The sequence below is a fragment of the Sediminibacterium salmoneum NBRC 103935 genome (assembly GCF_000511175.1).
GTDB classification, from domain to species: domain Bacteria; phylum Bacteroidota; class Bacteroidia; order Chitinophagales; family Chitinophagaceae; genus Sediminibacterium; species Sediminibacterium salmoneum.
Genome location: NZ_KI866530.1, coordinates 2,200,353 through 2,219,858, shown reverse-complemented (window position 1 = coordinate 2,219,858; position 19,506 = coordinate 2,200,353). Strand labels below are relative to the sequence as shown.

Below are 19,506 nucleotides of genomic sequence, written 5' to 3'. Positions count from 1 at the left end.
ATTAGCCCCCTCCTATTAGAAGAGGGCTAATAGGTTAATTAATCCAAGAACCAATTAGCTTGTTTATTCTCCAAGCCAAATCTGATACGTTCCACGAAGTGGTAGGCATTTACACCTCTGTCTAAGAAGTTATCTATGTAGCTGCTTTTATTAGCACCTGTAAATAGATTATACAACTTCCAGAGATTGATGTTACCATTGCTTTCTCTGCTAAAGCTATTGTCTTTATAATAGTCTTTGCATACTGCAGCAATCTGCGTATCACCCAATTGTAACTGTGGGATTTGATTCTTCAGTTGATTCGGTAGATGCCCATACATCCTACACTTACCTATTAGAGTGGCAAACTGGTGTTCAGTTAATGAATAGTCTGGCAAAAGCTGCATTTGACTAATTTGATAGTTTACATTGTATCGTTCTATCAAATTCTGTGTGCAGGCTTTTAACATGCCTATGCAATCAACTTCTATTCGATCCATGAATCCATCTGTCCAAACACATAGGTTGGTACATACCTGGTTCTTGAATCCAACGAACACTTTAAAATGCTCATCACTTCCTTTCTTACCATACAGATTATCCTGACTGTAGGACTTAACTCCTCCAATCGTTAAGGATAGATTATTACCATTTATATCTGTATCAATAGAAGGGATTTCAATGATGAATGCCATCCTTTCATAATAGAGTGTTTTCTCCCAATCGTTGAGCTCATTAGCAGGTTTATTTCTTGCCTCCGGCACTCTTCCTTTGATGGGATGAGAAACTCTAACAATGGGCTTTAAAATGTATTCTCCTTTGTAGGCTTCCCATACAACTGATTCTACCACATCAATAAAGTCGTTGTGGCTGATTAGTGGCTCATTATCCTTTGCATATACTGGGATTATATGAGTACTTCTCATTTCTTCAATTGTAATAGGTAATGTATTGGCTACAATAAATTGCCTATTAGGAGTGTCTTCTAATGGCTCATCATTAAATGATGGTCTTATGACGAGGTCTGGTTGATATAACTGTATTTCCTGCATTGGTATTAGCTTTTGAGTTATTAATTGATTTATCCCTTAATGGAGCTGTAGCTAGTTGCTGTTTCTTAGCCTGATAATTGGGAGTTAATGATTCGTTGTATTGAGGGTATGTATTGTATAGCTTCAGCAGTTCTCCTAAACTCATACACTGTTCAATACGAACTTTAACATCAATCTCAGTGACCACTACCTTTTCACACCAGTCTTTAATGAGTTGACCAGTTTCAATGGAAAGTTTAGCGGGTGGCTTTTGAAAGAATAGCCCAGTCCTGTCTTTAGAGGATACTGCATGATTCTGCATATCCAAATCAAACACTAGGGTAAAATCATACTCTAAGCCATCTCGTTGCACTCCTTTTAACCCAACCTTTTCTGGTACTTGCTTATTATTCTTCTCTACCAGTATATAGTCTTGCTTACACCTAATAGTGGCTATTACATGACTTGGTGATTGAAGAATTGCTTGTACCAGTTCATTGTGCATAGGTGTGATCTTGCCCCAGTTGGTAAAGGAATTACCTTGTAGTGAGGCATGATATTCTATTAAGTACTCCCAACTATGGGTCATGGAATCAATGATGATGACTTCCATCCCCTTTTCTTGGCAGACCTTAATAGCACTTATGTACTTATCAGGCGTAAATGGAGCATCTAAAGGAATTACATTATACTCTCCTAGATGGTCATACAAATCTGCTGAATGGTTCTCTGTATCAATGACTGCTATTTTTGTCCAGTCTCCACATAAACCAAACGCAATGAGTAAGGAGGAATACGTTTTTCCTCCTCCTGAGGGTCCCTGCAAACCCATTTTAATTTTTATGTTTGTTCTGCAGGCTTTTCTTAACTTCATACATTAATAATTTGTATTGTTTACAAATAGAAAAAGCAGGGCTCTCGAACAGCTCTGCTTTTTTCGTTTACATATACGCATGAAGTGGCTACCCATCCCTAATCTCTTGGGACAGGCACATAACAAGTGCTTTCATAAATGAATGTTTAAAAGTGATATGTAGACAAATGCCTCTGCAGTGGCAATTTGGAATAGCTTAAACACGGGGGATACCCAAACACTCTCAACATTGAGTGGGGGTATCACTGGGAGTGTACTCTAGAAAGTGGGATAAAGAAAAATCAGAGGGGGGTTGAAATACCTACCTCAATATCGGGTACTATAAAGGGTATGCGCTAGTTTAAACAGAATTCAAATTCCATTGAATTGTATAGTTCCTCTAATAACATAGCAGCTCGCTGCGGGGTAATTATTTTCTCCGCAAGAAGGTAAAAAATCATGCTGCGTATTTCATTCTTCATGCAATAGAAGTCTACAAAATCCTATGGTTTCAATATCGTATTTTCACTAGAACCACTCCGTTTTTTAGCGGTTTAACTATATAATGTTTAAATATTCCATATTTGAAATATCAGGAGGTAGTTATTCTTATTAAAGCTAAACAGTCATCTAGTTTAAGCTTTTTCTGACCTTATGTTTCTGATTGAGTACTACTTTAAATCCTTTTAAATAGCTATTCTAAGGACATTCCGTTGAAATTAGCCTTTTAGTCTCAATTAATATTAAAACTGTTTTATTTAGTATTCAATTAAGTTTTTGTTTTTTTGATTATTTTTATTGGTTATTTTCTTATTCTAAACTTAAAATCTATTTTAGGTAAACTTCAAAACCCCAATTAATTAGATGGTACCTGTTTATAAATTAACAGATTACATTGAAACCGATTTTAACGGGTATAAGCAATTAACTAGTTTTTATCACTTTTGTCGTGACTTTTCAAATACTACAATACATATTGATTTTTATGACCTTAAATGGGTGGATGCAAATCTTTCTTCCTTATTTAATGCTATGTTATATAAACTTAGTAAAGAGCAGAATTTAACATTTGCAGCTGACTTGCAGTTTGTAAGGAGTAAGTTTGATATTCTTTTTCGAAATGGTTTTTTTTCTGATGGAACAGATGCTGATGATATACAAAGAAGCACTGTTCCAAATAAACAGTTTGAATGCAATGATAAAGATGGGTTCTGTGGATATATCAAAGAACAACTAATCAAACATAGAGGTATGCCATGGATGGTTCCAGAAATTGTAGAACAGATTCAAGATGATCTGTTAGAAATATTCTGCAATTCTAATCATCATGCTAACACGAAAGACCCCTTTTTCATTGCTGGGCAGTATTATCCCAAAATCAAGACACTAAAATTAACTATGGTTGATATCGGAGAGGGTTTTTTGCCGAAAATACACATCGCTACACAAGGAGAAATTAAAACAGACCTTGATGCTATCCTTTGGACACTATTAGGTAATAGCACTAAGTTATATTTTGACCAAACACCTGGCAGCCTGGGTTTGACTAGTATGTATAAATATGTACAGAAAAACAGGGGTAATCTAGATATTATTTCTGGGAACGGGTATTGGTCTTCTTCATACGATAACACATTGGCTTTCAAGGGTGGTCGTGTTCTTTTAACTCCCTTTGTAGGTACAACAATTAATCTTTTTTTTAGGCAATAGGGCTTTTTTTATTTGATTATTGGTATTAATTTTGTTATCTTATATCCATATATTGTGAAAAATGAGGTATTCGTACACAACTTTTTTTACAAAAACTGCGTTTATATTATATGAAAATCCTTGTTTCTGATATTTTAAAAAGCACAATTGCTGCATTCCATAACGAGGGATTACAAATATTCCCTCTGTTAGAACAGTTTTATAAACAAGGCGAAAAGGTTGAACTCTCTTTTGAAGGTATCGAGCGCTGTTCCACTCAGTTTTTAAATGCATCAATCGGGAAAATGTATCTTATTTACGAACCTGATGTAGTCGATAGCATAATCATACTTAACCCAGGAATGCTCTCTAATCTTTTATCAAAAGTTGAAGAGGTGAGATTCAATGCAGTTATGTCAAAAAATGACATGACACTTGTCACTGCTCAATAACGGATGGCATATAATGTCGTCCATATAGATAGTGTTATTAATCTTGGTCCTGCCTATTTCTTTGATGCAAATCTTTGGTTGAAAATATTAAAACCCCCAATTAATCTTTCAAGGAGGGACGAGAAATATCTTTCGTTCGTTGAACGATTTAAAAAAGACCCCAATCAACCGAAAATTATTATTACCGCCTTTCTACTCTCTGAAGTAATAAATCGTTATTTGCATGACGTTTCATATAAGCGATTTTGCCAAAAACAGAAACAAGATTCTCCTCCTAAATCATATTATAAACAAGTTTATCGAGTATCGAAAGATTACAAAAATGATTACATTAATATTTGTGATGATATTGATTCATTTAGCTCAATTTTTATATTAGTAAGTGACGATCTTGGTGGCAAGATAGGCCTTGCTCAAATTTTACAAAGTCCAATGCTTTCTCTTGATTTCAATGACCAATATTATTATTTACAAGCAAAGACAAATGGATATCCAATAGTTACGGACGATGGAGACTTTTATGTGGAAGACGTCCAGATTTTAACTTACAACCAGACATTAATTGAGCGTGTAAAGTCTGCCATAGAAATAAAACGCCCATAATTTTCTAGCAGTTTTGATAATTTGTCAAATTTTGACTGGTTGACTTGGTTAGTTGAAGTTGCAAAATCATTAAAATTAATAAATCAAGTATTAAAAGGTCTATGATATACTATTAATGTTATTTATTTTTGATATATAATTAACTTTTATGGGAATTGATCGACAACCAACTTTATTGCATTGGAATTATTTTTTAGCAATTGAAGAGGATTTAGCAAAATTGTCTCGATATGTCGATTTTATTGGAAATAATGATTCTACTTTTTCGCTAGAAATAGCAAGAATTCTTTTTGCAGCGTCTTCAGAAGTAGATGTTGTTTTGAAACAATTATGTTTGGTTATAAATCCAGCTTCAAGCGCTGAGAACATTAATACATATTTTAATGAAATAACACCAGCTATTCCTACTTTTTGCGGATTTAAGGTCTTAATACCAAGATTTGGTTTAACACTTGAACCTTGGATTGATTGGAAAGCTGCGGCTTCACCTGAATGGTGGAAAGCATATAATAAAGTTAAGCATGAACGTCATATTCATTTTGATAAAGCTACCCTAAAAAATTGTCTGAATTCAGTTGCAGCTTTATATATATCATTGCTTCATTTATATAAAACTGAGGCAACAAATGGTGATTTGATGCTCTTACCTCAATTATTTAACGTAACTGATGCAAATTTTGGAGGTACGGGAATGGGACGATGGGGTCATTATTTTAGGTATAACATTTAGTTCATGAATTCCATTTGCCTTTAAATTGGCTATAAAAACTGTAATTCTTCTATTGGGTTCTTTTAATATTTATTTGATTCTTAAAATCGGTTACTATCCTCGGGTTTTAAAAATTGTCCATAATTAATAAAGATATTAAACCCAAAAACCAAGAATATAAAGATTCAGTATTCGCACAAACTATTCAAGCATTGGAGACGATAAGGCTCATTTTGTGGTGCAAATCGTGGTGCAAATAAAAAAGCCACTCAAGACTAATCGTCGTAAGTGGCTGATTTTTTAAGCTCCCCCTTCAGGACTTGAACCTGAGACCCTCTGATTAACAGTCAGATGCTCTAACCAACTGAGCTAAGGAGGAATTTCCCCTTTCGGGGTTGCAAAAATAGGGGATTATCTATTCCTACAAAAAAATTCCATTAAAAATTCGCAAAAAAGCCCTTTTTAAAGCCAACAAAAATTCCATCCGGCCCCTGTTTCACCGGGTAGGTTTTTAAAAAGTACCCTTCACCACTGGTGTTGCGGCCATTCTGCAAGGAGAACCGGTATCGGTGCAGCGGGCAAACCACATTCCCGGCAGGATCTATAAAACCGTCTGCCATTATACCACTGGCATGCGGGCATTTGTGGGCAAAGGCAAAAATCTGAGAATCCTTAACTGCTAAAGTGAGTTTCTTGCCATCTGCTTCTACAATGCACATCTGGTTGCTCTGCCAGGGCAGCTCATTCGCTGAATCGGCGATTTTAATCCAACTATAATCGTTTTCTTCCAATTAGTACAGCATGGTTTTGTAGGGATAGCGGATGGTATACAGTTCCCGGACCTTCTCAAGAATTATATCTCTTAATGCATCCAGGTTTTGTTTTTCCGTTGCTGATACAAATACACAGTTCCCATTGGTGGCTAAATCCCACTTGTCTTTCAGGTCCTTTAATATTTCTTCTTTCACCGAATCTTCCAGCCACTCATCAAAGTTCTTCTGAACGTATAGATCCATTTTATTGAAAATGGTCAGCATGGGCTTTTCAAATGCCTTTAATTCCTGGAGGGTTTTGTTTACAACACCAATCTGGTCTTCGTACTGGGGGTGCGAAATATCCACTACGTGTAGTAGTATATCTGCTTCCCTAACTTCGTCAAGTGTGCTTTTGAAACTCTCTACCAGGTGGTGCGGAAGTTTTCTGATAAACCCTACTGTATCACTCAATAAAAAAGGCGTATTCTCAAAAACCACTTTGCGCGTGGTGGTATCCAGTGTGGCAAACAGTTTATTCTCTGCAAATACTTCACTCTTGCTTAACACGGTCATCAGTGTGCTCTTGCCCACATTGGTGTAGCCCACCAATGCTACTCTTATAAATTCGCCTCGCTCTTTCCGTTGCGTAAAAGACTGTTTGTCAATTTCGCTCAAACGCTTGCGCAGTAAAGCTATCTTGTCTTTTACAATACGACGGTCTGTTTCAATTTCAGTTTCACCAGGACCTCTTGTACCAATACCACCTCCCTGTCTTTCCAGGTGTTTCCACATCCCTTTTAGTCTGGGTAGCAAATACTGATACTGGGCAAGTTCTACCTGCACTTTTGCCTGAGCGGTTCTTGCTCTGCGCGCAAAAATATCCAGGATTAAATCGCTTCGGTCAATGGTTTTAACATTGAGTTCCTTTTCAATATTGGAAATCTGAGAACCGGTTAATTCATCGTCGAAAATAACAAGGGTAATATTCTTACCGTTCAGATAATCTTTAATTTCCTCAAGTTTCCCTTTTCCTACAAAGGTTCTGCTGTCGGGGTGTGCCAGTTTTTGGGTAAAACGTTTAACGGTTTTTGCACCTGCTGTTTCCGATAAAAATGCCAGCTCATCCAGGTATTCTTCTGCCTGTTCTGTAGTCTGATCTTTTAAGATCACACCCACCAGAACGGCTTTCTCCTCAACGGAAATCAGTTGTTTTTTTTCTATCAATGGGTTGAATTATAATCCGCTAATTGAAATACCTAATGAAAATCTGTTCATAGAAGGGCCAGCACCGTCTTTTAAAACCGAACTGATATAGTAGCTTCCCTGTAAACCGATAATACCATATCCAACACGACCTGTGATAGCCAGTGAGGTTCCGTTGAAATATTTTTTGGTTACTTCTTTCTGAACAAAGCTATTACCATAAACAGTTTGGTTGTTTTTGTCAACCAGGTTTTTACCCTTGGTATGTGCTCTTAAAAGAGTACCCAATTTGGCACCAATTGCGAATTTCCAGGACTTGGCCGGATTTTCCGGATTGGTGTAGTAACGCAGTTCAACGGGTATTTCAAGGAAGATATTGGTTACTTTAAATTTATCAAAATGGTTGATGCTATCTGCAATAGTAAAAGGAAGACGAGCCGCATTTGCTTTGATATTAACGTTTACGTTATCAAAGAAAATATTGCTGGATCCAATACCTGCACCGTAAGACAGACTTAATTTCTTATTGTTTTTAAATGGCTTGTCGAACATTACATAGAAGTTGAAATGTCTGCTAAAACCATTTCCGGTTCTTACGCTGTCGGGTCTGTTTGTCCAGCTGTCAGAACCATATTGAATCATAAAGTGGTCTTTGGAACGTCCACTCAGGTCAATTTTACTCCAATCTTTTTTTGTTGTTTCAGTGGTTTGAGCAGCAGCCTCAAGGCCTACAAGCGTAGCAATTAATAGAAATATTCTTTTCATTTTGGTTGATTGCAAGATTATTCCCCTTGCAAGGCTGCAAAAATAATCAAAATGAATGCATCCGATTGGTTAAAAATTAGTCAAATGGGGTTATAATGCAGGGTATTTTCACAATTTTCACGATAAACGCCATATAAAATTTATATTTATGGCTCGTAGCACGTAAAACGAATTGGATGAACACGGATTTTTTAAAGGGAAAAAGAATTTTAATAGCAGAAGACGACTTTGTGAATCAAAAGTTGATCACACACTCCTTAAACGTTACTGGAGCCAGCTTTGACATTGCCGGTAATGGTGCAGAAGCTATTGAAATGCTCAAGCAAAATCCCTATGACCTGATTTTGATGGACATTAATATGCCTGAAATGGATGGATTTGAAGCCACTCAAATCATCAGGGCTGAGATTAATAAGGAGATTCCTATTATTGCTATGACCGGCTGGAGCAGCAGGGCAGAAGGCGACAAGTTTACCCGTATGGGCATGAATGCCTGTCTGGCAAAGCCATTTGGACTGGAAGCATTATATAAAACCCTGGATGAAATATTCAATGCACCCCCTCCTGTAAAACCCAATAATGCCAATTTTGGGGTAAAAGCACCAGATACCGTTTCTACGGTTGCCGTTGATTTAGACATGCTGAATGAACTGGCAGAAGGTGATAATGAATACAAAACTACCATCATCAACATGTTTCTGGAAAGTATGCCGGAAAGCATACAGAAAATGGAAGATGATATGGCGGCTGAGAACTGGGAAAACTTTTACAAGTCTGCTCACTACGCAAAATCCTCCTTATCTGTAGTAAGGGTCCCAGACATGCATACATTGGCCAATACAATGGAAGTAAATGCCAAGAAACTGGAAAAGCTGGAAACCATACCCCCTTCTTTGCAATTGTTTAAAAAGTACTTCGAGTTGGCCAAAGATGTATTACACGAAGAGATCAAAAAACTCGGAGCTTAATTAGTTTACTTAATTATATATCATTTTGAATTTTAGAGAACTCGGTTTAACTGAAAAACTGCTGGAGGGGATTGATGCCATGGGCTATGAAACAGCCACTCCTGTTCAGGCGCAGGTGATTCAACCCATACTTGAAGGGAGAGATATTATTGCATCTGCACAAACCGGAACGGGCAAAACGGCGGCATTTTTATTGCCGATTATTCATAAAATGTTGACGCAGCCACATTCGGCTCATCATATTAATGCCTTGATTATTGTTCCAACCCGAGAACTGGCTATTCAAATTTCTGAGACCATGGAAGGGCTGGGTTATTTTACCGATATAAGTTGTATTGCTGTATATGGAGGTGGTGATGGAAGTTCATTTACTGCTGAAAAGAAAGCATTAAGTAGCGGGGTGGACATGGTGGTTTGTACACCTGGCAGAATGATTGCTCATTTAAATATGGGCTATGTAAAAATGCAGGAAGTACAATATCTGGTATTGGATGAGGCTGACAGAATGCTCGACATGGGCTTTCATGATGATCTCATGAAAATCATATCCTTCCTTCCCAAACAAAGACAAAGTCTTTTGTTTTCTGCAACCATGCCTCAGAAAATGAGAGAGCTGGCCAGAAAATTATTGAATAATCCTGCTGAAATAAATATTGCAGTTTCTAAACCACCGGAGCAAATATTGCAACAGGCTTATGTGGTATATGAGCCACAAAAGATTCCGCTGATTAAATATGTGTTAACACACCAAACATATACCCGCGTCATTATATTCTGCTCTAAAAAGCAAAATGTAAAACAACTCGCTTCTGAATTAAAACGTGCTAAATTATCTGTAGAAGAAATTCATTCTGATTTAGTACAAGACAAGAGAGAACAGGTGTTGCAGGATTTCAGAAACCGAAAACTAAAAATTCTGGTAGCAACAGATATTCTCAGTCGCGGAATTGATATTGAAGAAATTGAGCTGGTAATTAACTACGATGTACCCAATGACGGAGAAGATTATATACATCGTATTGGAAGAACAGCCCGTGCTGCCACTTCCGGCACAGCTATCACTTTTATCAGTGAACCAGAACAAAGAAAGTTTTTGCAGATAGAAGAATTATTGGGTAAACCTGTTGAGAAAATTCCTGTTCCAGAATCTTTTGGGGCCGCTCCGGAATATGCGCCAAGAGCATCCAGACCAGGCCAGTTAAGAGGGAATCGCCCTTCACATAAAGGCGGTTCAAATCAGTCCAGACCTAATCAATCAAGGCAAAATCAAAATAGACCAGGTCAACAAAATAGAATACAACCAGGAAATAGGCAAAAACCTACAGAGAATAAAGATAAGCCGGGCACCAATTAATCTACGAACTTGAGACAAACCGGTTTGGACACAGCAATTCGTTTTTTGGTATCGGTTAATTTCCCTGTTTGAATATTTCTTTTGAATACCACTACCTCGTTGCTGTTTTGATTGGCAGCCAATAAGAATTTTCCTGTGGGGTCTATGGCAAAATTCCTTGGTGCCAGACCTAGCGTTGGTTCTGATCCCACCCATTGCAACCAGCCATTTTGCCCAATTTTAAAAATAGCCAGGTCATTGAAGTCGGCCCGGTTGGAAGCGTATAAAAATTTTCCATCGGGTGATACATGAATATCAGCAGCGCCTGATTTTTTATCAACTCCCTGCTCAAACATATTAACCTGTTGTAGTTTTTTAAGAGAACCTTTAGTAAGGTTCAATACAGTTACAGAACCCGTTAGTTCCTGAACAGCATATACAATGGGTTTGGTGGGATGAAAACTGATATGTCTTGGGCCATCACCCGGATTGCAATTGAACACTGAAATAGGTTTTTGCGAAACTGGACGAGTATTGTTCAGGTTTAAGCCATACACGCTAATCTGATCAGTGCCCAAATCCTGTACCAATAAATATTTTTCATCGGGAGAAATAAAAGCAGAATGCACATGTGGTTTGTCTTGTCTTGATTTATTGGCACTACTACCATTGTGCTGAATGTTTTGTATCGCATTGCTGAGGCTGCCATCGGCTTCAATTCTCATCACGCTGAAATTGCCTCCGGAATAATTAGACACAAATACATAACGACTTTTGGAATCTATACTAATATGACAAGGATGATCTCCACCACTTAATACCGTATTGAGTAAGTGAAAATTACCGGATACTTTATCGAACTGATAAGCGGATACTGCACCCAAACCATTCCCTAATTCGTTCACTGCATATATATTGGGTTTACTTGCTGCGATTGCTAAAAAGGAGGGATCTGCTGCTGCTGTTTTACTGATTAGCTCTGCAGAACCATTGGCATTGAATTGGTAATAGTAAATACCATCGGCTACAGCTCCGTCGGTATAACTGCCAATCAATAGTCTCTGACTGCCGGGTTTCTGTGCAGTAATCGAAAAAAAAGGAATAACGGTAATAATGAGGTTTAGCAATCCTTTTATTAATGGTTTCATGGCGAGCATTTCAATTGTATTGATATGATAAATATCGGCCTTTCCTGGCAAACCCTGATTGTTACATATGTTACTGAACAGGCTTTTTATCCATTCTACTTTTGTGTTCTTAAAATTGGAATTATGAGATTATTGTCAATGTTTTTAGTGTCATTGCTCGGATTTCTTAATGTAGAAGCTCAGCAATTGCCTACAACAATCCAACTGGAAGAAGCATTAAGTCTGGCGCAAAAAGCCAATCAGCAAATCAAAATTGCTCAGATAAATCAGCAGATTGCCAGCGCCAACGTAAAGCAAACCGAAGCACTTTGGTTGCCGCAGCTGAACTTTTCGTACACAGCTATGAATACCAATAACCCATTGAATGCATTTGGATTCAAGCTTCAGCAGGCAAATGTTACTGCGGCTGATTTTAATCCGGCATTATTAAATAATCCGGGTGCTACACCCAACTATCTTACTCAATTAAATTTACAACAGCCCATTATTAATATGGATATGCTTCAAATGCGTAAGGCAGCTGAGCAACAAGTACAGATAAGTTCATTGCAAACTAAGAGAACAGAAGAAGCGGTAAAGATGCAGGTTACACAATTGTATCTGCAATTGAATTTTTTGTATCAGGCACTTGATGTTGTAAAGAGCGCCCTAACTACTTCCCAGTCAATTTATCAGTTTACCAAAAACAGATTTGATCAGGGGCTGATGCAAAAATCTGATTTGCTGAATGTGGAAGTACAGGTTAAAAATACTGAAACCCGTTTGAATGAGCTTTATTCTAATATAGCGCAGACTTCGGATCAGTTGAGTCTGATGATGAATAAACCACAAGGGGTAATATATAAAACCAAAACTGTATCGCTTGATTTTGCAAATGAACTAGTTCTAATTATTCCAACAGATAGAGCAGATTTAAAAGCTATGCAAACAGGCTTAGGTGTTTATGATATTGCAATAAAAGGTTCAAAAATGAGCTGGTTGCCCAGGTTGAATGCCTTTGCTAATTATCAGCTAAATGATAGAAAAGCATTAGGCTTTAATGCCGGCTCCTATTTTGCCGGTATTCAATTGTCCTGGGATATAATGAAGGGGAATCAGACAAAAAATAAAATTGCTTCTCAAACGATAGAAAAGGCTAAGCTACAGGAACAGTTGGCTGCAAGAGTGAATCAGGAACAAACAGAACTGCAAAATACAATTCGGAAAATTAAAGATGCGAGATATAAATATCAGCAACTCGAAACCTCAATAACACAGGCCGACGAATCATTAAGAATACTTCAAAACAGGTATCAGCAAGGATTGGTTAGCACCAATGATATCCTGCTTGCTCAAACGCAGCTTTCTCAGCAAAAATTACAGCAGGCAGAAGCCAAACTGATGGAGCAGGCGGCTATTAATTATCATGAATTTTTAACTACAGTTAAGTAAAATATTAAAACCACTAAAATGAAAATAAATAACAAATTAATCATTGCTGGAGCTATTATAACCGTTTTTACAGCTACTGCCTGTGGAGATAAAAAAAATGCAGAGACTGTAGTTTCTGAAGCACCTGTTGAAGTTGTATTAGCAAATGCCGGCACCAATGTTACAAACGGAAATTTTGAAATTTCCGGTCAAATAGAAGGCATTCAATCAGCCAATATTTCTACCCGGATAATGGGTACAATTACCAGTATGCGGGTAAAAGCAGGAGATATAGTTAAGCAGGGTCAGGTATTATTTACGATTAATGCCAGTGATATTAAAGCCAAGACGGCGCAAACAGAAGCCATGATCGCTCAGGCAGAAGCTGCATTTAAAAATGCACAAAAAGATTACGAAAGATTTACTGCTCTTTATAAACAACAGAGTGCTACTGCTAAGGAATTGGAGCAAATATCCTTACAGTATACTTCTGCGAAAGCAAACCTGGATGCGGCAAAGCAAATGAAAAACGAAGTCAATGCAAATTTGGCATATACTACTGTAACCGCTCCTTTTTCGGGAGTGATATCTCAAAAGAATGCTGAAGCCGGTAGCATAGCCAGTCCAGGTATGCCTATTTTAACTTTAGAGCAAACCGGTAATTTACAGGTAAGTGCAATGGTGCCGGAAAATTTAATTGCAAGCATATCAACCGGTCAATCGGTTGATATGTATGTGCAAGCTGTTAATAAGAAAGTGAAAGGAAAGGTAATTCAGGTAAATCCGTCATCTCAATTTACTGGAGGGCAATACATTGTAAAAATCAGCTTGCCTCAGGCAGACATGAAAAGTTTTTATTCAGGCATGTATGTAAATATAGTGGTTCCGGTTACGGAAAAAATAGCAGTAGAAAATCTGAACAAGACCATTAGTGTTCCGGAAGCCAGTATTATTTACAAAAACCAGCTTACAGGTATTTACACAATTACTGCTGAAAACACAGCCCTTTTAAGATGGGTAAGATTAGGGAAAAATCAATCTGGTCAGATTGATGTTTTATCTGGGCTTTCTGATGGTGAAAAATATATTGTGAGTGCCAAGGGAAATCTTTATAACGGAGTACCTGTATCGATTGCAAAATAATTGCCAAAGCATTTAAACAAATGAAAATGGAAAAAGGATTATCAGGAAATATAGCAAAAGCATTTTTGCAGTCCAAACTTACGATTCTGCTGATGGTCGCCTTCTTACTTATTGGCGGTTATAGTACTTTATTAATGCCAAGAGAAGAAGAACCTCAGATTCAGGTTCCCATGGCTGATATTTTTATTGCCTATCCGGGAGCGAGTCCAAAAGAAGTTGAAACAAAAGTATCTGCTCCTCTAGAAAAAGTAATTTCTAATATAAAGGGGGTAGAATATGTTTATTCCACATCAATGAGTGGCCAGACCATGCTGATTGTTCAGTTTTTGGTGGGGGAAGATGTTGAACGTTCACTCGTAAAGCTCTATAGTGAAATCATGAAGAATATGGATAAAATGCCGCAAGGTGTTTCTATGCCTTTGATCAAAACCAGAGCTATTGATGATGTTCCCGTATTTGGATTGACACTTTGGGGTGAAAAATATGATGACTATCAGTTGAAACAGGTGGCTCAGGAATTGTCGAATGAATTAAAAAAATCCAATGATGTATCTGATATCAATATTATTGGAGGAAGAGCTAAAGAAGTAAAAGTGCTTTTGAATAAGACTTTAATGGCAGCCAATCATGTTGACTTTTTATCCATATCTAAAGCCATTGGTGGTGCGAATACGCAATCTCAAAGCGGCAGTTTTTATAGAAACGACAGCTCTTTTTCAGTGCTGACTGGTAATTTTCTTAGCTCGGCCGAAGACGTGGCTTCATTGGTGATTGGTATGAACGGCGGAACACCGGTTTATTTAAAGCAGGTTGCAACTGTTGCAGAATCTCCTGCAACTTCCAGTCAATATGTATTTTATGGTTACGGTCAGGCAGATACGGCTGGAATAAAAAAGTTCTCTGCTTCTTATCCGGCGGTAACATTGGCTATTGCCAAGAAGAAGGGTGCAGATGCCATGAAGCTTTCTGATAATATTTTATCCAAAGTAGAATCCCTTAAAAAGGATTTGATTCCCTCAGATATTCAGGTAACGGCAACCAGAAACTATGGTGAATCTGCTGCTCATAAAGTATCTGAATTATTATTCCACTTATTCATCTCCATTGTTGTAGTAACGCTATTTGTAATGCTGGCCATGGGCTGGAGAGGTGGTTTGGTAGTATTTCTTTCTGTACCAGTAACTTTTGCATTGACTTTGTTTAGTTATTATGCAATGGATTATACACTGAACCGGATTACATTATTCGCATTGGTGTTTATTACAGGTATTGTGGTGGATGATTCCATTATTATTGCCGAAAATATGCACCGTCACTTTAAGATGCGTAAGCTGCCGCCTTTGCAAGCGGCTATTTATGCCATTAATGAAGTGGGTAACCCAACCATACTTGCAACCTTCACCGTGGTGGCAGCTGTACTTCCAATGGCATTTGTTTCCGGACTAATGGGTCCTTATATGAGCCCAATGCCAATTGGAGCATCTATTGCTATGTTACTTTCATTGATTGTTGCCTTAACCTTAACTCCCTATTTAGGATATATTTTCTTAAGAGAAAAGGAAAAACGCAGCGGTGAAAATCATTCACATGGAAGTCATTCACTTGAAGCATCAGGCATCTATAAAATCTATAACTCATTCATTCAGCCCATGCTGGAAGTAAGATGGAAGCGATGGGCATTTATCATGGGTACTGTAGTTGTATTATTAGCCAGCATGTTATTGTTTTATACAAAATCAGTAGCTGTTAAAATGTTGCCCTTTGATAATAAAAATGAATTTCAGGTAGTTATTGATATGCCAGAAGGAACTACGCTTGAAAAGACCAATGCAGTAGCAGCTGAAATAGCGCAGTTTGTATCCAAACAACCGATGGTGAAAAACTATCAGGGTTATATAGGAACAGCTGGTCCAATTAGTTTTAACGGATTGGTTAGACACTATGATTTAAGAAGAGGTGATAATGTTGCCGATATACAGGTAAACCTGATTGATAAGGAAGAGCGCTCTTTGCAGAGTCATGATATAGCTAAGTCTATGCGTGAACCTATTCAGAAAATTGCTGCCAGGTATCATGCAAACGTAAAAATTGTTGAAGTTCCACCAGGTCCTCCTGTTTTATCTACATTGGTAGCAGAAGTATATGGCCCTGACTATAAACAACAAATTGAGATTGGTAGACAAATTGAACAACTATTTCGTAAAACACCTGATGTAGTGGATGCTGACTGGATGGTTGAAGACGATCAGTTTGAATACAAGTTCACAGTTGATAAAGAAAAAGCCATGCGCTACGGCGTTGCAACTGCGCAAGTAAATGCCATCGTTGCCGGCGGACTTTCCGGAATGCCGGTTGGGGTAATCAATGCACCTAATTCTTTTTCGCAAACGCCTATTCGTTTACAGTTAAAAGAGGAAGACAAAGCTGGTGTGAATGAGATTCTTGGCCTGACTGTTACCGGAATGCAGGGCAATACAGTAAGCCTGCGAGATATTGTTACTGTAAACAGACAAGTGAAAGATAAAAGCATTTATCGTAAAAACCAGAAAGAAGTTGTGTATGTAATGGCCGATATGGCTGGTGACTTGGAGAGCCCATTTTATGCTATTTCTAAAATGTCTGATAGTGTTTCTTCTCTTAAAATACCAGCAGGTTTTACCATTAAAGAAGAATATACAAAGCAGCCAGAGACGCAGGATCAGTATTCACTAAAATGGGATGGAGAGTGGCAGATTACCTACGAAGTATTCAGAGATTTAGGAATTGCTTTTGCTGCCGTTATCCTGATTATCTATATGCTGATTGTAGGTTGGTTTCAGAATTTTACAGTACCGGTAGTTATGCTTGCCGCTATCCCATTGAGTTTGGTCGGAATTATTCTTGGGCACTGGATGATGGATGCTTATTTTACCGCAACCTCTATGATTGGTTTTATTGCACTGGCTGGTGTAATGGTGCGAAACTCAATTTTATTGATTGATTTTATCAATATCAGGCTTAATGAAGGCATTCCTTTGAAACAAGCAATTATTGAAGCTGGTGCGGTAAGAACTACGCCTATCTTATTAACTGCTGGTGCAGTTGTATTGGGTGCTGTCATCATCTTGTTTGATCCAATTTTCCAGGGATTAGCCATTTCCCTGATGGGTGGAACTATTACATCAACATTTTTAACCTTATTGGTTGTGCCATTGCTTTATTATAAAATGATGCGCAATAAAGTAAAATAAAATTGACATGAAATTATTAATTATAACAGCTGTAAAGGAATGCAGCAAATCCGTCGAGAAAATATTGAAAGAAGCTTCTGTTTCCGTCTTTAGCGTAACAGATACCATGGGTGTTAAAAACAGTCCCGATGATTATATCCTAGATGACTGGTTTGGTTCAGATGATGGAAACAAATACGATTCTGTATTTATTTTCAGTTTTTGTAAAGATGAAGCAGCCAACCAGGCACTAAGTTTAATAGATGCCTTTAACGCTAAAGCCTCTGAAAATGAGTTTCCAATCAGAGCTTTTATAGTACCCGTAGAAAATTCAACAAAATAATCATTATGAAAGAAAGAATTGTTAGAACAGTCGCAGGTGTATTTGTGTTGACCAGCATAAGCCTTGCGTATTTTGTCCATATCAACTGGCTTTTATTGGCGGCATTTGTAGGTTTAAACCTGCTGCAATCCTCTTTTACCAAGTTTTGTCCTCTAGAATGTATACTAGAAAAAGCAAATATTTCTAAATAAGAAGTAAAACTGATGTACCTTGGTATTTGCCATTCACTAGTAATATGAATTTAGAAAAGAGGGATAAGTTAGCAGATAAAAAGCGCTCGTTAAAAACTCGGTTATTAGTTGAATCAAAAATCAAGGCTTTAGAAAATTGCTGGTTGAATTGGTTTAAACAGGTAAATGAAAAGATTAAAAGTTGTGAATTGATCTGTCTGGACTGGGTTCAAGATTCAGAGTTGCCATTTTGGGATAGTTTTTTAAATCATGCACCCTGGACAGAATTTTCTGATTTAACTAAGTTTTTGAAAGTCGGAAGTGAACCAGTAATTCTGGAATTACTTTTCAAGAATCATCCTGGTGTTTTGCCGCTAAGATATCTGCCGGATGCTCCAGTTTTAAAAACCAATGAGGCACCTGCTGCAATATTTTCTCAGATAGTTATGCAAAACCAAATAACGCAACAACCAGTTTATGTATTTTTTGTTCGTATGTCTCCTGTAATAAAAATGGACTTGTATGATATAATGAATTCGCCGGATTTGAATGAGCTTTTGCCAGAGGAAGAAGACATGGTTATTATGTCTTTGGATGGTAACTGGATTATCTTCAAATCACTCGAACAGGAATGGGTTTATAGAAATTCATTAGAAATTCAATAGAAATTAGCCCATAATCATTATTTTTGCCACCCTTTAAGAACAGCAATGTTCTTCGGGCCTATAGCTCAGTTGGTTAGAGCACCTGACTCATAATCAGGGGGTCCCAGGATCATGCCCTGGTGGGCCCACTTGAAAATCAAGCAGTTACGAACGAAAGTTGGTAGCTGCTTTTTTTATTTGCATACTATTTGCATGCCTTTTTTGATAATCATCACGAATTTTGGTCTGGAAGTATATGAAAGTAGACAGAAAACTAATATAACCGTGTGTATGTAAGAGGGTCTCAGGTTCAAGTCTTGGAGGGGGAAAGTAAGAATCAGCCGCTTACGACAAACAGTCTTAAGTGGCTTTTTTTTGCACCACTTTTTGGTCCACAATTTTTTTCCAAAAATTAATACCAGATTTTCAATTTCGTAACAAGCACTTGTGTCTGTAACGCCAATTGGATTATAATTACCCTAAAAATCAAAAAGTTTTATATAGAGTATAATGAAAATTTAGAATTGAATAGTCAGATTAAATTTTTAAATTTATTTCAGAGAAATACTTCAAAAAGTATGAAAATGAGGGTATTGATTTATTGCTTATTAATTTGCAATCTTTGCAAGGGCCAAGCTCCAGATTTAACTAACTGGAAATTAGACACACTACCATTAGAAGATAGAATATACAAAGCAAATAATTCAGATAATAATTGGTTTTTTGAAAAATCTGGTAATGTTTGGGAAGTAAAAAGAAAGGCTAATAGATTAGAAAGGGGGGATAGTCTGCCTGTATTAAGTAAAAGAATAAGGAAATTAATCGATTCAATTAAAGGAATTAAGTTTTTTAAGAAAATATCTTCTGGTTATTTAATGGGGGTTAATAATGGTGAGTTTGGAGGGGGATTGTATTATATTGATTTATCAAGAAGAAAGCTGCGTGAAATTCACCAAAGTTTTAGAATTCAAGAAATTTTTGAATTTCAATCAAAAGTGTATGCATCTGTAGGTGTATATAATGGTCAAATAATTGAAATTTATGAGGAAAATGAGCATTGGAAATACAAATCTGTATGTATTTTAATTGGAACACCAAG

General features: G+C 37.2%; 19 protein-coding genes and 2 tRNA genes. 14 read left to right on the top strand and 7 right to left on the bottom strand.

The genetic code is table 11. The features are described 5' to 3' along the window. Positions 1 to 38 precede the first annotated feature (38 nt). On the bottom strand, positions 39 to 1,031 hold the full coding sequence (locus P767_RS16745) for a DUF3871 family protein (RefSeq protein ID WP_037351734.1): 993 nt from the start codon (positions 1,029 to 1,031) through the stop codon (positions 39 to 41). Further along, positions 979 to 1,884 (bottom strand): AAA family ATPase, encoded by a 906-nt coding sequence (locus P767_RS0110320; RefSeq protein WP_026764435.1) that lies wholly within the window; start codon positions 1,882 to 1,884, stop codon positions 979 to 981. The genes P767_RS16745 and P767_RS0110320 overlap by 53 nt, the downstream gene beginning before the upstream one ends. 843 nt (positions 1,885 to 2,727) lie before the next feature. Between P767_RS0110320 and P767_RS0110310 the strand changes: the two genes are divergently transcribed. The 4 genes from P767_RS0110310 to P767_RS0110295 all read left to right on the top strand — a co-directional run bounded on the left by P767_RS0110310 (position 2,728) and on the right by P767_RS0110295 (position 5,337). Continuing rightward, positions 2,728 to 3,573 carry a hypothetical protein gene (locus P767_RS0110310; protein ID WP_026764434.1) on the top strand — a complete coding sequence of 282 codons (846 nt, stop codon included), beginning with the start codon at positions 2,728 to 2,730 and terminating at the stop codon, positions 3,571 to 3,573. 110 nt (positions 3,574 to 3,683) lie between these two features. Further along, on the top strand, positions 3,684 to 4,004 hold the full coding sequence (locus P767_RS0110305; protein ID WP_026764433.1) for an STAS-like domain-containing protein: 321 nt from the start codon (positions 3,684 to 3,686) through the stop codon (positions 4,002 to 4,004). A 3-nt stretch (positions 4,005 to 4,007) separates the two neighbouring features. After that, a complete protein-coding gene (locus P767_RS0110300; RefSeq protein ID WP_026764432.1) occupies positions 4,008 to 4,607 on the top strand; it encodes a hypothetical protein in 600 nt (199 codons plus the stop codon). Positions 4,608 to 4,755: 148 nt separating this feature from the next. Next, positions 4,756 to 5,337, top strand: coding sequence for a hypothetical protein (locus P767_RS0110295; RefSeq protein WP_026764431.1), 582 nt, complete (start codon positions 4,756 to 4,758; stop codon positions 5,335 to 5,337). A gap of 284 nt (positions 5,338 to 5,621) precedes the next feature. Here P767_RS0110295 and P767_RS0110290 read toward each other — a convergent pair. From P767_RS0110290 to P767_RS0110275, 4 genes are all read right to left on the bottom strand, one after another. Continuing rightward, positions 5,622 to 5,695 (bottom strand) — tRNA-Asn (locus P767_RS0110290). A 58-nt stretch (positions 5,696 to 5,753) separates the two neighbouring features. Next, positions 5,754 to 6,107, bottom strand: a complete 354-nt coding sequence (locus tag P767_RS0110285; RefSeq protein WP_026764430.1) for a Rieske (2Fe-2S) protein — start codon at positions 6,105 to 6,107, stop codon at positions 5,754 to 5,756. Next, complete coding sequence (gene hflX / locus P767_RS0110280; protein WP_026764429.1) at positions 6,108 to 7,295, bottom strand: GTPase HflX; 1,188 nt, start codon at positions 7,293 to 7,295, stop codon at positions 6,108 to 6,110. It lies immediately after the preceding gene. Positions 7,296 to 7,304: 9 nt separating this feature from the next. Continuing rightward, positions 7,305 to 8,039 (bottom strand): outer membrane beta-barrel protein, encoded by a 735-nt coding sequence (locus P767_RS0110275; RefSeq protein ID WP_026764428.1) that lies wholly within the window; start codon positions 8,037 to 8,039, stop codon positions 7,305 to 7,307. Between the two features lie 176 nt (positions 8,040 to 8,215). Between P767_RS0110275 and P767_RS0110270 the strand changes: the two genes are divergently transcribed. Then, complete coding sequence (locus P767_RS0110270) at positions 8,216 to 9,007, top strand: response regulator (protein ID WP_026764427.1); 792 nt, start codon at positions 8,216 to 8,218, stop codon at positions 9,005 to 9,007. A gap of 25 nt (positions 9,008 to 9,032) precedes the next feature. After that, on the top strand, positions 9,033 to 10,361 hold the full coding sequence (locus tag P767_RS16740; RefSeq protein ID WP_051417290.1) for a DEAD/DEAH box helicase: 1,329 nt from the start codon (positions 9,033 to 9,035) through the stop codon (positions 10,359 to 10,361). On the opposite strand, the gene P767_RS0110260 is transcribed toward P767_RS16740, so the two are convergent. Further along, complete coding sequence (locus P767_RS0110260; protein ID WP_037351732.1) at positions 10,358 to 11,488, bottom strand: lactonase family protein; 1,131 nt, start codon at positions 11,486 to 11,488, stop codon at positions 10,358 to 10,360. The genes P767_RS16740 and P767_RS0110260 overlap by 4 nt on opposite strands. A 123-nt stretch (positions 11,489 to 11,611) precedes the next feature. Here P767_RS0110260 and P767_RS16735 point away from each other — a divergent pair, with 123 nt between their 5' ends. From P767_RS16735 to P767_RS18520, 8 genes are all read left to right on the top strand, one after another. After that, a complete protein-coding gene (locus tag P767_RS16735; RefSeq protein ID WP_071840123.1) occupies positions 11,612 to 12,919 on the top strand; it encodes a TolC family protein in 1,308 nt (435 codons plus the stop codon). An 18-nt stretch (positions 12,920 to 12,937) separates the two neighbouring features. Continuing rightward, on the top strand, positions 12,938 to 14,041 hold the full coding sequence (locus P767_RS0110250; RefSeq protein WP_026764425.1) for an efflux RND transporter periplasmic adaptor subunit: 1,104 nt from the start codon (positions 12,938 to 12,940) through the stop codon (positions 14,039 to 14,041). Positions 14,042 to 14,067: 26 nt separating this feature from the next. Then, positions 14,068 to 17,271 (top strand): efflux RND transporter permease subunit, encoded by a 3,204-nt coding sequence (locus P767_RS0110245; protein WP_026764424.1) that lies wholly within the window; start codon positions 14,068 to 14,070, stop codon positions 17,269 to 17,271. Between the two features lie 7 nt (positions 17,272 to 17,278). Next, complete coding sequence (locus P767_RS0110240; RefSeq protein WP_026764423.1) at positions 17,279 to 17,593, top strand: hypothetical protein; 315 nt, start codon at positions 17,279 to 17,281, stop codon at positions 17,591 to 17,593. A 5-nt stretch (positions 17,594 to 17,598) separates the two neighbouring features. Further along, entirely contained in the window at positions 17,599 to 17,784 is a 186-nt protein-coding gene (locus P767_RS17975; protein WP_172637538.1) for a YgaP family membrane protein, read from the top strand. A 44-nt stretch (positions 17,785 to 17,828) separates the two neighbouring features. Then, positions 17,829 to 18,428, top strand: coding sequence for a hypothetical protein (locus P767_RS0110235; RefSeq protein ID WP_026750793.1), 600 nt, complete (start codon positions 17,829 to 17,831; stop codon positions 18,426 to 18,428). A gap of 54 nt (positions 18,429 to 18,482) precedes the next feature. Next, a tRNA-Ile gene (locus P767_RS0110230) sits at positions 18,483 to 18,556 on the top strand. Between the two features lie 435 nt (positions 18,557 to 18,991). Continuing rightward, the coding region (locus tag P767_RS18520) for a hypothetical protein (RefSeq protein WP_172637537.1) at positions 18,992 to 19,506 on the top strand (515 nt) is incomplete at its 3' end.

Bases quoted from the DNA above. Each gene is read 5' to 3' on its own strand.
- P767_RS16745 (WP_037351734.1), bottom strand. From the start codon at position 1,031: ATGCAGGAAATACAGTTATATCAACCAGACCTCGTCATAAGACCATCA.
- P767_RS0110320 (WP_026764435.1), bottom strand. From the start codon at position 1,884: ATGAAGTTAAGAAAAGCCTGCAGAACAAACATAAAAATTAAAATGGGT.
- P767_RS0110310 (WP_026764434.1), top strand. From the start codon at position 2,728: ATGGTACCTGTTTATAAATTAACAGATTACATTGAAACCGATTTTAAC.
- P767_RS0110305 (WP_026764433.1), top strand. From the start codon at position 3,684: ATGAAAATCCTTGTTTCTGATATTTTAAAAAGCACAATTGCTGCATTC.
- P767_RS0110300 (WP_026764432.1), top strand. From the start codon at position 4,008: ATGGCATATAATGTCGTCCATATAGATAGTGTTATTAATCTTGGTCCT.
- P767_RS0110295 (WP_026764431.1), top strand. From the start codon at position 4,756: ATGGGAATTGATCGACAACCAACTTTATTGCATTGGAATTATTTTTTA.
- P767_RS0110275 (WP_026764428.1), bottom strand. From the start codon at position 8,039: ATGAAAAGAATATTTCTATTAATTGCTACGCTTGTAGGCCTTGAGGCT.
- P767_RS0110270 (WP_026764427.1), top strand. From the start codon at position 8,216: ATGAACACGGATTTTTTAAAGGGAAAAAGAATTTTAATAGCAGAAGAC.
- P767_RS0110260 (WP_037351732.1), bottom strand. From the start codon at position 11,488: ATGAAACCATTAATAAAAGGATTGCTAAACCTCATTATTACCGTTATT.
- P767_RS16735 (WP_071840123.1), top strand. From the start codon at position 11,612: ATGAGATTATTGTCAATGTTTTTAGTGTCATTGCTCGGATTTCTTAAT.
- P767_RS0110250 (WP_026764425.1), top strand. From the start codon at position 12,938: ATGAAAATAAATAACAAATTAATCATTGCTGGAGCTATTATAACCGTT.
- P767_RS0110245 (WP_026764424.1), top strand. From the start codon at position 14,068: ATGGAAAAAGGATTATCAGGAAATATAGCAAAAGCATTTTTGCAGTCC.
- P767_RS0110240 (WP_026764423.1), top strand. From the start codon at position 17,279: ATGAAATTATTAATTATAACAGCTGTAAAGGAATGCAGCAAATCCGTC.
- P767_RS17975 (WP_172637538.1), top strand. From the start codon at position 17,599: ATGAAAGAAAGAATTGTTAGAACAGTCGCAGGTGTATTTGTGTTGACC.
- P767_RS0110235 (WP_026750793.1), top strand. From the start codon at position 17,829: ATGAATTTAGAAAAGAGGGATAAGTTAGCAGATAAAAAGCGCTCGTTA.